At 31.9% G+C, this 13,146-nt stretch carries 10 protein-coding genes and 2 pseudogenes; 4 read left to right on the forward strand and 8 right to left on the reverse strand.

The features are described from left to right. Nucleotides 1–167: 167 nt before the first annotated feature. Complete coding sequence (locus tag OOK99_RS01225; protein WP_264719942.1) at nucleotides 168–1,208, forward strand: hypothetical protein; 1,041 nt, start codon at nucleotides 168–170, stop codon at nucleotides 1,206–1,208. Here the strand turns inward: OOK99_RS01225 and OOK99_RS01230 are convergent. Further along, a pseudogene (locus tag OOK99_RS01230) lies at nucleotides 1,181–2,042 on the reverse strand (transposase); the annotation flags it as partial. The gene OOK99_RS01225 and the pseudogene OOK99_RS01230 sit on opposite strands and share 28 nt — an antisense overlap. A 288-nt stretch (nucleotides 2,043–2,330) precedes the next feature. Here OOK99_RS01230 and OOK99_RS01235 point away from each other — a divergent pair. Next, the gene (locus OOK99_RS01235) at nucleotides 2,331–3,833 is read left to right on the forward strand and encodes a proton-conducting transporter transmembrane domain-containing protein (protein ID WP_264337249.1); all 1,503 of its coding nucleotides are present in this window, start codon (nucleotides 2,331–2,333) and stop codon (nucleotides 3,831–3,833) included. On the opposite strand, the gene OOK99_RS01240 is transcribed toward OOK99_RS01235, so the two are convergent. The 6 genes from OOK99_RS01240 to OOK99_RS01265 form a co-directional block, all read right to left on the reverse strand. After that, on the reverse strand, nucleotides 3,811–4,461 hold the full coding sequence (locus tag OOK99_RS01240) for a VirB8/TrbF family protein (RefSeq protein ID WP_063631112.1): 651 nt from the start codon (nucleotides 4,459–4,461) through the stop codon (nucleotides 3,811–3,813). The two genes, OOK99_RS01235 and OOK99_RS01240, sit on opposite strands and share 23 nt — an antisense overlap. Before the next feature lie 29 nt (nucleotides 4,462–4,490). Continuing rightward, entirely contained in the window at nucleotides 4,491–5,285 is a 795-nt protein-coding gene (locus OOK99_RS01245; RefSeq protein WP_064085273.1) for a hypothetical protein, read from the reverse strand. 36 nt (nucleotides 5,286–5,321) lie between these two features. Then, nucleotides 5,322–6,173 (reverse strand): DNA polymerase III subunit delta', encoded by an 852-nt coding sequence (locus tag OOK99_RS01250; protein WP_264719944.1) that lies wholly within the window; start codon nucleotides 6,171–6,173, stop codon nucleotides 5,322–5,324. Between the two features lie 17 nt (nucleotides 6,174–6,190). Beyond that, nucleotides 6,191–6,778 (reverse strand): L-threonylcarbamoyladenylate synthase, encoded by a 588-nt coding sequence (locus tag OOK99_RS01255; RefSeq protein ID WP_006013379.1) that lies wholly within the window; start codon nucleotides 6,776–6,778, stop codon nucleotides 6,191–6,193. Between the two features lie 79 nt (nucleotides 6,779–6,857). Beyond that, nucleotides 6,858–7,895, reverse strand: coding sequence for a recombinase family protein (locus tag OOK99_RS01260; RefSeq protein ID WP_319803439.1), 1,038 nt, complete (start codon nucleotides 7,893–7,895; stop codon nucleotides 6,858–6,860). A 124-nt stretch (nucleotides 7,896–8,019) separates the two neighbouring features. Further along, a protein-coding gene (locus OOK99_RS01265) for an IS3-like element ISWpi17 family transposase (RefSeq protein WP_214303219.1) occupies nucleotides 8,020–9,134 on the reverse strand; the annotation gives its coding sequence in 2 pieces (ribosomal slippage) (nucleotides 8,020–8,861 and nucleotides 8,861–9,134; 1,116 coding nt in all). Between the two features lie 279 nt (nucleotides 9,135–9,413). On the opposite strand from OOK99_RS01265, the pseudogene OOK99_RS01270 reads away from it, so the two are divergent. Beyond that, nucleotides 9,414–9,977, forward strand: a pseudogene (locus tag OOK99_RS01270) (transposase); the annotation flags it as partial. A gap of 561 nt (nucleotides 9,978–10,538) precedes the next feature. Here OOK99_RS01270 and OOK99_RS01275 read toward each other — a convergent pair. Further along, entirely contained in the window at nucleotides 10,539–11,558 is a 1,020-nt protein-coding gene (locus OOK99_RS01275) for an IS110 family RNA-guided transposase (RefSeq protein ID WP_114517104.1), read from the reverse strand. Nucleotides 11,559–12,254: 696 nt separating this feature from the next. Between OOK99_RS01275 and OOK99_RS01280 the strand changes: the two genes are divergently transcribed. Further along, nucleotides 12,255–13,139, forward strand: a complete 885-nt coding sequence (locus OOK99_RS01280) for a hypothetical protein (RefSeq protein WP_406719361.1) — start codon at nucleotides 12,255–12,257, stop codon at nucleotides 13,137–13,139. Nucleotides 13,140–13,146: the final 7 nt, after the last annotated feature.

Here is a 13,146-nt window from a genome sequence, read left to right on the forward strand (position 1 = left end):
AAATTATGCTTTACACAGCATTAATTTATATTAAACTTACCATGTAGAAATAGATTGAAATCGCTAATTTGGGAAAGAACTCTGTGTAAAGGATAACTTTTTATCCTTTACACAACTTAAATTTTATAGTAACCATTTCTTGTCAATGAAAAAAGATTACCAGTACCATGCATGCAAATTTTTACTGTAATAAAAAAGAAAGTCAAGCAAAAAAAGGCAAGAAAACTTCTTTTTACTGTAAATTCCATAACTTTCACGTGCGCGGTAGCTCTCACGTAATTAATACCAACAGCAAACATCTTCGAGCACAGATCAATTCCAGAAGAAGAATAAAAGCGCGAGAAAAATCAGTTGAGCTCAAGCTTTCGATTAGAACTTTCAATGATGAAACTCATCTCACCTCTCGTGAGTTACTGCAAGTTATTAAAAACAAGGAAGTACAGGAGTTTAAAAATGGAATTTCTGCTCAATTAAAAGGACGTAGCACGTATGTTTCAGGGCACTTTAATCCACATAAAGCAAAAAAAATCTACGCTAATCAAGCACAAAAAGAAGCAGCTAAATACTTTATTGAGCTAATGACCGATAAATTTTACAGTTTTAAAAGGTCAAAAATCACGGATTTAATTCCTATCAGAGAAAATATTATAAGAAAAGTTTTTGAAAAATTTCAAAATCACCATGAAATTAAGGCAATAATGGTCTACATCAGAAATCTATGGGTAACTTATAATAGGCATTTATATAGCCTTGAAGGTATGAAAGAACAAGTTGATCACCATATTAACCTTATAATTAAAAATACTAATCAAGAGAGAATTAAGGAGCTATTGGATTTAGGAACAACACCCCATGAAGTATATTGTACTTTGAGAAAAGTCCACGGTGCAAATCTTTATCGAATAGGTATCTTGGCATATCGTGGTGGCTATCTTCTTAAAGTATACATTGAAAATAAGTTATGTAAGTTATTAAAGTATCACTTTAATAGTTTTAAAAATAGAATGTCTAACATGGGGATCATTACTAGAAAAGATTTTTTTCTGATTGTACAGAGGCACCTACCCTTCCTCTTTAATAAAAGATACAGAAGCCTTTACCGAAGAGGATTTTTATGCTATTCACGTAATATACATTATGTAATTTTCGATGCTAATAAAAATATCTGCCAATCTAAAAACAACTCAATTTGCCACCTTACTCTGTAATACTTGCTCAGCACTAATTTTATCCTCTGGAATATTAGTTTTGACCAGTTCAACAATTTCTGATTCCTTTTGGAAGATCATGTGATTTTGCCAATTTATTAGCTTTTCTTCTTCTGGCTAGAGACTGCTCTTCAGTTAATTTATGACATATCATTCTTACTCTAATCTTTGCTTCTTTTCCCAACAACACCTTCATTTCTAAAAATAGCTTGTCTCCTAAACATTCCAATAATTCCATTTTTTGATTTGTTTCTATAGCATATACATTGGTATCAACGACTTATAAAATAAGCTCCCGTTCCATTGATCTGTTTAAAAGAACTTGAACCAAGGTCAGATATTAGCAACTTCTCCCTATAACCTTCTTACTCCCTCCGTTATGTTAAGTTGATCCAATGTCTGATTTAGGTAATCAAAAACTAATTTTAACTTTATTCCACACTTAGTGTTACTCTCATAACCTTTGTCCATAACCTTTATATAGATTTTCCATGCTGTTAGGCAAAGCTACTATCCAATTTTTAAATTGCTGCAAGATTCTACAATCAATTTGCAGGGTATTTTAAATAAAGCCATTGTACATTCTTTTCATAAATTCTACTGCTTCTTTAGTAAACCTGAAATCTAAACCCTGTTTCGTTATTATCACAGATTCTTCATTTAATAATTGGCACATTGTATCTATGATTCAGTTTGTAACCCCTATATTATCCAAAATTATAGCTTTTATGAATCATCAATTACTCAATTTTCTCTTCCTTTTCTGTTTCAATTATTTGCCATTTCATTGAAAAATTTGTTGAGGTAATTTGATAAGCAAGTTATTTTATTCATCATTAGTTCTCTCACTAAAATATATCCGAGAGAATTTTATATCTTCTTATCCTATCTTCTTCATACCTTTATTTCCTTAACTTGACCCTTATGCTTTTTTGAATATTCCACTTTATTAATTAATATATAAAATAGCTTTTTCTTATTTCCTTTCTTCCTTACGCCACTTCTTCTTAACTTGATGCGTATGGTTTATTTAACACTTCCGATATACAACTAAAAAATAGCAAATTCTCTATAATTTGAATATAATTCTAGCTTTACCTAAACAGAAAGATGAACTACTTAATGGATTGTGTTTTTACATCTCTTTCCTTGCCACTTTTTATTACTGAGAATTATTTGTTAATTACCGCGTTGATCCCACTTTTAAGCGCATTAGCTATTTTTTTTACTAGTAAATGGCCCAAAGTGAATAATAGCGTTACTGTTGCTTCTTCTATGCTTCTATTTGCATATACATCTCTATGCACTTTATATTTGGTATATGGTGATCATCCTCAATTTATTCTCATGGACTTCGGTAATAATTTGCATATTAGTTTAAAGCTAGAGTCTAGTGGAGCAATATTCAGTTTATTAATATCATTTTTGTGGGTGCTGACCAGTATATATGCAATATGTTATATGCAGAATAACTATGCTGATAGCAATCACTCAAGTTTTCTATGCTTTTTTTCAATATCAATTAGCTGTGCAATGTTTATTGCTTTTTCTGGAGATTTGCTTACTACATTTATTTTTTATGAGCTTCTAACTATTAGTACATACCCTTTAGTTACTTATAACTCAACAAATGAATCAGTGGTTGCAGGGCGCTATTACTTTGGTGTGCTGTTTTTCTCTTCTTTAGTGTTATTTTTTCCTGCAATAGGCCTTTTATATAATGAATTTCATACTTTAGATTTTGTAAGTGGTGGAATATTCAAATTTGATACTTCACTCATAACTTTTATTGCAGTGTGTTTTGCTATGCTAATTTATGGGATAGGAAAAGCTGCGTTAATGCCGATGCATTTTTGGTTACCAAAAGCAATGGTTGCACCAACTCCTGTAAGCGCACTACTACATGCCGTTGCTGTTGTGAAATCCGGAGTTTTCATCATCATAAAAGTCATATTATACACCTTTGGCGTCGATACCATGCAACGTTTTGTGCAGCAAAATTGGTTTGCTGGAGGGTGGCTTCCGTACGCTGCTGGATTTACTATTATTACTGCATCGTTAATTGCATTAAAGCAAAAGGAATTAAAGAAATTGCTTGCTTATTCTACTATCTCTCAGTTGTCATATATTATATTGTTTGCTTCAATTTTTAGTGAACTCAGTATGAGGGTTGCAATTTTTCAATTAGTTTGCCATGCGTTTGCAAAAATTACTTTATTTTTTGTTGCAGGTAGCATAATAACAAAAACGGGTGAAAAATATATAGATAGAATTCACGGTATAGGACGTAGTATGCCAATTAGCATGACAGCATTTACCATAGGTGCATTATCCATGATAGGAGTACCTCCTGCTCCGACCTTTTGGAGCAAATTTCTCATCTTTCAAGCTGTTTTTAACTCTAGTAATGTAACACTTTCTATATTTGTAGCTCTGGTGTTAATTGTCAGTACTATACTCAACGCTCTATACTTCTTACCGATAATTTACAATGCTTTTTTCTTAAAACCTTCTAGAAATTATTTTATTAAAAAGACACCAATCCTTCTAGTTTTACCTCCAGTTCTTACTGCTGCGTGTACTGTAATTATTTTTTCAGTAATCATCTATACTTATAATTATTAACAATAAATTTAAATGGTACTGTTCCAGCTAGAGTTGCTTTTATATTTGACAAAGTGAAGCTAACTTCCACAGCATAATCTTTCGTTTTCTTATTTTGCTCAGCTGTAAAAATTACAGTAGCGTTTCCAGCAAATGTAACTAAGTTCTTGGTCAACCGGTCAATAGATAATGTTGTTACGTTTATGTTGGTAATTTTTCTTGTGGATGAAACAGCTTCATCGTTTACTTTTTCCTGAAAGTCTTGATAGATTTTATATATAGAATTGTTTTTTATAAAATTTTCTTGATACTTTGATTCAACGATCTGAGAGGACTCGTATGCTTCAACGTATTGACTTACCAAGTACCTTGCTATGGAAGTGTATTCATCTTCTTTTTCACTAAAACTAAGTTTATGTATTGTAGAAAACTCATCTTCTGTGTGGTTCGTGTACTTCACAAAATTTAAATCTTTTTTAACAGGAAGTAATAGGTATATGTTTAGTAATGATAAAAATAAACATACTAAGAGAAGTAACGCTATTAACGCCATCCAAGATCTTTCTACAACGCAGAACAGGTATCTGTGGCAATACCATTCTACTGCTTTCCTGAAATAACTTTTGTTTTTTACTGATTCAACTTCCATAACCTAATTATAATAACTCTAAAAAAACTTTAAAATATGTCTAAATTTTCCAAAATAGGATGAATGATTATATCACCTTGTTCTGCAATAAGGTGAAATTTATCAATTTTCTTCACATCTAAATTTATCATTTTTACACTGAAGCTTTCAGGATCATAAGTATTACTTTCTGCACTTTTGTGATAATTATAGTAGTGTAATTTATTTTGATCATCAAAATAACCAAATTCATCAGCAAGGGTTCCCACTTTTCTGCCTTTACCGTCTCTGACTAGCTCAAATAGATCAATTACATGGTTTTCAGATCCAGGCTCAATAAGACCTTCTACAGCAAAAAATTTAGGTGCATGACCAACATACTCCTTAAATTTTAGATTATTAGTCTTTTTTACACTACCAAAATCCACGAATTTATATTCATCTGAAAGATCAGAATATTGTGGATCATACTTTTTATATTCAAAAAACTCATTACCTAAAAAATTACAAAACGTTAGTTTATAGTCATCATGATTGAGTTTAATAACTTTAAGATAATGAAAATCTCTAGGAATCTTTACTTCTTCTTTCGTAATATGATTAAGTATGACTAACTCGCCACTGAGCATGCGATGGCCAATTTTTGGCAAAGTAGCTATATTGATTGCCTTGTTTAGCTTAAAATTTGCCTCATAGATGCCACTTGATAGCTCCTTCCCTTTTTCTAAAGTGACGTCTTGATCTAAAGATGTATTCTTGATTAAACTCAATTCTTTCTGCATGTTCAATATGGTTTTTGTTAAAACTTCTATTGATTGCCATAAAGTTAATTTATTATCAGTCAAACTATATACTTTAAGTATTAAATTATCAGGATTTTATCATGAATTTATGTTAAAAGTATTATATTTTTGTGTCATGATGTTAACTACATTAGCTAAAACATGCTTTTTATCTAAGCGAAATTGCTTTGCAGCAACGAAAAGTTCATCTATTTCTTTCCATTGACTTAGTAGAATTTCAACATTATTTACTTCTTTCTTTATACTTTTTAAAATGGAGGTTTGAATTATATGTGATGCTAGTTCTAGCTCAATCTCACTATTAATTATTTTATTAACTATATCAGAATTATTTAGATTACGGAAAAATGTATAAAAATGCTTATGTGACTCATAAGCACCACTGTTTATTGCATTTATTATTACTCCCGGAGTTCCAGGAAACAAAGTAATGATCTCACTAAATATTTTATCGTCGAATTTACACTGAGATGAAACAACCTGCTTTGTTTCATCGTAAGTTAATGGAAGTAAATTCAGCTGAAAACACCTACACCGGATGGTGGTTTGTACATCATATGGCTTATGGCTAATTACAAATATTTTAGAATTTTGTGGCGGCTCCTCTAATATCTTTAATATTGCATTTTTAGCATTGCTAGTCATTGCCTCCAAGCTATCTATTATAGCTATCTTATATTCTGATTGAATGGGGCTTAGGTACAGAAAATTTTTCATTTCTCTCACCTTTTCCACTCCTATTGTATCACCTTCAACAATGTGTAAGTCTAATGCTACTTCATCGTAATTTTTGATAAGAAACCAATTAGAAAAGGATTGTGCAAGTGTTGCTTTTCCTATGCCTTTTTTACCACAGATCAGCCAAGATTGAACAGACAAGTTGTTCATTATCTTTTTTTTTGCTTGGTTGTGGCCTATCACCTTTTTCATTCTTTCTCCTATAGATCTTAGTTTGAAAATTCGTTATTTATTGTTTGTAATGAAATTTTACCTTTTCTTAAAACCTTAATCTTGTCTCCAGTTAAGTCAATAATAGTAGATTCTATACCAGAAACTAATTCATCATCTTCAATTACTGCAGATAAGTGTTGCTTAATAGACTGAGGTATATCTCTTGCTTTGCATATACTTTTTTCTCCTGAAATGTTAATACTAGTTGCAACTACTGGAGTTTTCAGTTCATTTAATATTGAAATCGCAATAGGATGATCAGGAATTCTTATGCCTATACTATCTTTAAAGAACTCATTTGGTAATATACTGTTATCTTGAAGTGGTAAAATATAGGTCATTGGTCCAGGAGAAAAATAGTTTATTAAATCGATATACTCTTCCTTTACCTTTGCTATATTTATCAAACTATCAATATTACTAACAAATACAGAGAGCGGCTTGTTTTGAGAACGCTTTTTTATTCGATATATTTTTTCTATAGATTCGTTACCTAGCGCATTACAAGAAAGAGCATATACTGTCTCTGTTGGAAAGCATGCTAACAAATTATTTTTTATTGCATTTATTACTTCAAATACCATATAGCTAAAACTTATGTCTACAATAGCTCTGGGTTTACCGTTATCTCGCTATATGGTAGCAATTAAGATACCGAAATGGCTACTGTTGTATACTTACAGTAAATTTTATTAGCAACTGCTCGTTTTGACTGCTAGTACAACATTGCATAATTCTATTATGCCTATTTTGATCAAGATTTGCAAGACTTTTTATGCGAAACACTATATACAAGTGATTGTGATTGATTTCAATTTGATGAATTAACATTCTGATAATATTTTGCTTAGTCTGCCAATCTACCAGATCAAGTTTTGATTCAACACTTGAGGAAAAGTTTTTCAAGCTATCTGTAACAAGGCTCAATTCTTGTTGTAATTTCTTTTGATCAAGTACTTTTTCTTTTTCCTCCTCAATTTCTTTCAAATGCTGTTTCATTGTTGTAATTCTTGGTTCAAATTCTTCTTGGCTTATAAACCCTTTAGAATAGCTATCAATAAATTTTTTGATACTTAATCTTAGCTTACTTTCTTGCTTTTCACGTGTTTGATTATGTAAAGGTTTTTTGTTCTCTGACAATCTACGTTGATATTCATTTGCAATCCTATCTGGCTCTTTTAATATACTCTTAACTTCTTCCCATATAACTCCATCTAATATATCAGTGCGTATTGATTTATTATCGCAGATTTTATTGCCATTAAATTTGCTAGAGTTTGTACCAGAGCAACGATAGTAATAATATGTCGACTTTTTATGGATGTGGTTTGTACCACAATAAGTATATTGACAACGTTGGCATACCATTAAACCTTGTAATAAATATGTTTCTCTTCTTTGCCGTACTCTTGCTCTTTGTCTATTTTCAGCTAATTGTGTTTGCACTGAATCAAATAAATTTTCATTGATTATTTTTGGTACTGGAATATAAGTCCAATTCTCTTTATCACTATTAAAGCGACCACTTTTAAGTTTACCACAAGTTCCTTTTTTTGACTTTTTTACTTGTGGTTTTGAGCATGTCTTAGTTTTACCATAAGCTGCTTGTCCTATATAAGCAGGATTTTTTAACATGTTCCAAATAGTGCTCCTTTTCCAATACCTTTTTCCTGTTCGTGTTATTACCGGTATCTTATTCAGTTCATGTACAACTTATAATGCACCCATTTGTCTAGACCATTTTTTTCAAAGTGATCCGATTTTTAAAATGAATATGTTGATAAATACGTCGACACACATTTAAAGTATTTATCAATATATTCATTTACTGTTTATGATAATAAAGATCAGCAGGAACTTTATAATGTAGAGTCTGATGTCGCCTTCTATAGTTATACCAAGCAACAAAATCATTTATTATAAGATTTAAATCTCTGATACTATTTGGTCTATAATAATATATAGCTTCTTGCTTTAAAGTTCTCCATAAGCGCTCAACAAATATATTGTCGAAGCAACGTCCTTTATGGTCCATACTGATTTTAATATTAGCACGCTCTAATTCCATAATAAAGTTGTAGCTAGTAAACTGCACCCCCTGATCACTATTAAAAATCTCAGGTTTACCTTGTTTTAGAGCTTCTTTGAGAGTATAAAGGCAAAATCCAGCATCGAGATATGGTGATAATGAATGAGCAATAATATAGCGACTATACAAGTCCATTATTGCCACAAAATAGATAAACTTACCTTCTACCATAATATATGTTATATCAGTAGCCCATACCTGATTAACTCTACAAATAATCAAATCTTTGAGTAAATAAGGATATATTTTATGCTTTTTTTCTTTAATACTTGTATTACATCTTTTTCTACAATACAGCCCACTAATCTTCATTTTTTTCATAATTCTTAAGATTTTTTTGTGATTGACTACTACTCCACTCGCTATGATTTCAGCAGTAATTTTACGATATCCATAACGGCAATCAGAAGCCAAATATACTTCTTGAATCAAATTTGCTACTTCACTTTCGTTATTAATTATAGGCCTATAATATAGGCTAGATCTGCAAATCCCCAATAAATCAGCCTGTTTCCTAATTGACAGATCAGAATCTTTTTCTATAAACCTTACTCTATCTTTTTTGCTTATTTCAGTAATTTTTTTTTCAAATAGCTATTTTCCACTGTCAATTCTCCTATTACTTTATGTAAACTTTCTATTTCTTGCGCTAAGATTCTTTGTTTTCTCGCACTTTCACTTTCTTCAACAAATAGGTCTTTTAACCTTGCCAATACTCTATCACGCCAATCATATAGATTTGTTGATGGTATTTTATATTCACTACATATCTCAGCTGTGCTTTTTTGATTTTTTATTGCTTCCAAAGCTATCTTTGCTTTTAACTCTGGTTCATATTTTTTTGTTGCCATACTTTTACCCCTTTACCTTCCTACTCGGATCAACCATTTTTTTTTGGTCTAGTTTATGGGGTGCATTATAAGTTGAAGCATAGACTTCGTGGCGTACATGTTGCCGTCCACTTCCGCCTAACAAGTATAGTGCGGCTTGGCTACAATATAAATTAGCCATATCAGACCGCGGAGAGAACCATGGAAGCATGCTATTTTTAATTTATATCAAGGATTATGGAGGAAATATGCTATTTTGATCTATGTGAAAATTATTGTTGACTTGTACGCAATTAGAGAACCTTAGTCGCACTTTGCCAACGTCGTGATGACATTACGCAAATGAGAGTTCAAGAGAAATGTAGATTAGCAGCACCTGAAAACGACTATATAAAAGAAAGTTGCCAAAAGGCTGTTGACTTTTTTAACAATCAGATAAATGAACTCAACGATTCTATACAAAAAATTATTGATGGAAATCCAGAGTTACAAAAGCGCCAAAAAATCATAAGAACAGTACCAGGAATAGGTATAAAATTATCTCAAGACTTTGTGTGTCTGATGCCAGAGCTTGGCCATTTAAACAAAAAAGAGGTTGCAAGTCTCGCTGGAGTTGCACCGCATCCAAAAGAAAGTGGAAAAACTATTGGCTACAGAAGAATAACGGGTGGTAGAAGTAATGTCCGTAGAAAGCTTTTTACGGCTGCAATGGCTGCTGCAAAGTCCAAATCTGCACTTGGTGCCTTTTATTCTAAGCTTGTTGAAAGTGGCAAGAAGAAGATGGTAGCTATAACAGCTCTAATGCGTAAAATTATAGTTATTGCCAATGCCAGGCTTAAAGAAGCAATTAATTTGCATATTTAAAATTTACACAGCAGTAACTGAAATGGGTCAATGAATATTGTGAATAAGTTCTCTAATTGCATAAAAGTCAACAATAATTTTTTGTATCATGAAAAATATTTTTTGATGTAAAATTCAGCTCTAATACAACCTTTTATTTATTATTGTATTATCTTATTCAATCAAAAGAGGTTTTATTGGCAATAAAAACATCAACACTAATTTCCAATTAATCTCTTTTAAACTATGTAGCCAATGAATATGTGGATAAATACGTCCACACAAACTTAAAGTATTTATCCACATATTCATTAAGCTTATAAAAACTAAGGTATCATTCTTTTCCTCTATAGTCTTAATGATTTTACATAAGTTAAAAGTAGCATGCTTCCATTGTTCTCTCCGCGGTCTAATATGGCTAATTTATATTGTAGCCAAGCCGCACTATACTTGTTAGGCGGAAGTGGACGGCAACATGTACGCCACGAAGTCTATGCTTCAACTTATCCTCTTGCTTATCCCTTCCATCGGCATTGCTATCTTTACTTTCAGTAAAATTATCGTTTTATACTTCTTTAGTGTTTATTGATAGCAAAACTCTTTTCTATCGATTAGCATCTTGTGCATAATCACGGCTAATTTTCTTGCTACTGCAACAATTGCTTTTTTCATGCCCTTTTTCTTTTTAAGCTTCAATCCCCAGCTTCTTAATTTAAATGTCCTTTTACATTTTACCAGTAAGACCTGCGCGGCTTCATATAACATATTCCTACAGTCCACTGGTCCCATTTTTGATATACTTCCGTGTCGATCAATCTCACCAGAAGCGTACTGTCTTGGACTTAATCCCATATAGGCTCCAACTGTATAAGATGTTTCAAACCTATGCAGATCATCTATTGCAGCTTTATATGTCATTGCTACTATAATACCAACTCCTGGAACAGTAGTTAATAATTTACAATCCTCATCTTTTTTGCTTTGTTCTGAGAGCATTTTATCAAGTTTTCTTGTTGATTCTTCTATTATTTCTAAACTATGTACTAATGATTCAATTGAGGTTTGGCTAATTTCATCTAGATTATTAACCATTTCTTGCACTTTTAAAGCAAAGTTTGCAGAACTAAGACGTTGATTAACTTTTATCCCGTATATTTTCAGTAATCCCCTTATTGTTCCCGCAATTTGCTCTCTGCAACGTATTAATTGTCTTCTGCTTCCAAGTATTATTTTAACCTGACAAGCTTCGTCTGATTTTACTAATACCTCCTTAAATAGCCCAACTCTCATCATTTGTGCTATGCCTCTTGCATCATTTTTATCATTCTTATTGATTCTCGCAGATAATGCTGCTGCCATATGCCTTGCATCTACACAAGTTACTGGTAATCCAAGATTCCTCAACTCTTTGCACATCGATATTGATAATTGCCCGCTTTCTATTCCTATGGACTCGTATTTTTTGTTTTGACCAAGCAGAAACTCAGCTATTGCACTGCTTTCACTTGCAACAACCCCTTCTTTAACAATTTTTCCTTTCTCATCAATGATACTAATAAAAGTTTCTTTGAGTGAGACATCTAACCCGCTATAATGTTTCATGAGACTACTCCTACTGTAAAAGTTTAAATTATTCTTGAAGAACTAATTCATTGAATTTGTTACTTCGTGCTAAAATAATGGAGTATGTCTCTCCATCATTCAATAGCAATTACAGTATGTACGCTCACACAGACTTAAAGTACTTATTCACAATATTCATTGAGGCAGTAGCTGTTTGACATAAAATTCTATTTCTACGACAAACGGGTTTTTATTGCCCACATGATTGAACAAAGTTATAGAATTACACAAATAAAAAATTTTTAAAAAAACATAGTTGATAAAAAAAAGATTAGAAAAAAGTGCAGCGCACATACGACAGAGATTAAGTATACGTGTATACACTGAAGAAGATACGCTACGCTTTTTGATTAAAAATTTGACTGAAAAGTCTGCAGACAAAGATAGATTTTGAGCTCTTAAAATATCTCTAACTGTAATTATAATCAGATTTAAAATATATGGAAGCAATTTTTTACATTCCCTTATCATTTGTTACTTTTCTATTTCTTGCTTTATTCTTTTCTTTTTTCCCTTTCAAGACAGGTTCTAAGAAATTTGAATTAATGCGAAAAATATGCTATAATTAAAGCATAGGTTAGTACGGATAGATCAGTTATGACAGGAATACCAATTTCACAATCAAAGAATCAGGAACCTTCGAAGCCACCTGTTCAGGCGGTGGAGAAAAATGAGATGGTCCTCAAGGAGGAACATAGGGTAATTTATGATGACTTTGTGAAAGTGCTACAAGATAAGGCCAAAGAGAATCAAGGAATAACTAATGCTTTCATATCAGTTTATAAGGACATACTACTTAATAATGTCAATCCGGAAAAAATAAGACCACTCAGTGAAGAGAATTTTTGTCAGTTTTTACTTTCTATATTTAAAGAAGTTAGAGAGAAAAAATTGGCTGGAGAGGAAGATAGTAAAGTAAAGCAAGTAGTAGAGGCATGCTTAGATGATATACGTGGTACAGAAGCTAAAGATTCACTAATAAAACTTGTTGGGTTACCATTGGGAATAAAAATAGACCCGAAAAATATTTCTGGCTCCTTTATGGAAGGAGTGAAAGAAAAAATACCATTTTTAGGTGGGGATAAAAAAGAGGATGATGAACCACCACTTAGTGATCAGGAGATGGTAACAAAGTGCTTACGTAAGGTTTTTCTTCCTATTCTTTTTTCAATTGCTTCAATATTAATTTTTGGTCCTACTACACTTGCAATAGTTGCTGCTGTTATTGGTACAATATTTGCCGTAAAGGGAGGAGTTGAGGTTCTTTTTTCAAATAACAAAAAAGGTACTTTATATGATCCTAGTTCACAAGATAAAGATGATACAGAAAAGAGAGCAAAATTGAATGAAAAAATTTGCAAGGGTATTGATGATATTTTAAAAACCGAAATTAAAGAAATTCCTGAACAAATTTCTCAGGGAGACGGAGAGAATAAACAGCATTTTGCTTCTGAGCGAGTTTGCAGTCCACGAAAAGAAACACCTGCTACCCTTAAACAACCTACTTTAGATCAGCCAGCTAAAAGTACAGGACAGCAAACAGATTTACCAAATATGTAAGAGGTCT

The sequence above is a fragment of the Wolbachia endosymbiont (group B) of Eucosma cana genome (assembly GCF_947250645.1).
Lineage (GTDB): Bacteria > Pseudomonadota > Alphaproteobacteria > Rickettsiales > Anaplasmataceae > Wolbachia.

Bases quoted from the DNA above. Each gene is read 5' to 3' on its own strand.
- OOK99_RS01280 (WP_406719361.1), top strand. From the start codon at position 12,255: ATGGTCCTCAAGGAGGAACATAGGGTAATTTATGATGACTTTGTGAAA.
- OOK99_RS01255 (WP_006013379.1), bottom strand. From the start codon at position 6,778: ATGGTATTTGAAGTAATAAATGCAATAAAAAATAATTTGTTAGCATGC.
- OOK99_RS01235 (WP_264337249.1), top strand. From the start codon at position 2,331: ATGGATTGTGTTTTTACATCTCTTTCCTTGCCACTTTTTATTACTGAG.
- OOK99_RS01250 (WP_264719944.1), bottom strand. From the start codon at position 6,173: ATGAAAAAGGTGATAGGCCACAACCAAGCAAAAAAAAAGATAATGAAC.
- OOK99_RS01225 (WP_264719942.1), top strand. From the start codon at position 168: ATGCATGCAAATTTTTACTGTAATAAAAAAGAAAGTCAAGCAAAAAAA.
- OOK99_RS01275 (WP_114517104.1), bottom strand. From the start codon at position 11,558: ATGAAACATTATAGCGGGTTAGATGTCTCACTCAAAGAAACTTTTATT.
- OOK99_RS01240 (WP_063631112.1), bottom strand. From the start codon at position 4,461: ATGGAAGTTGAATCAGTAAAAAACAAAAGTTATTTCAGGAAAGCAGTA.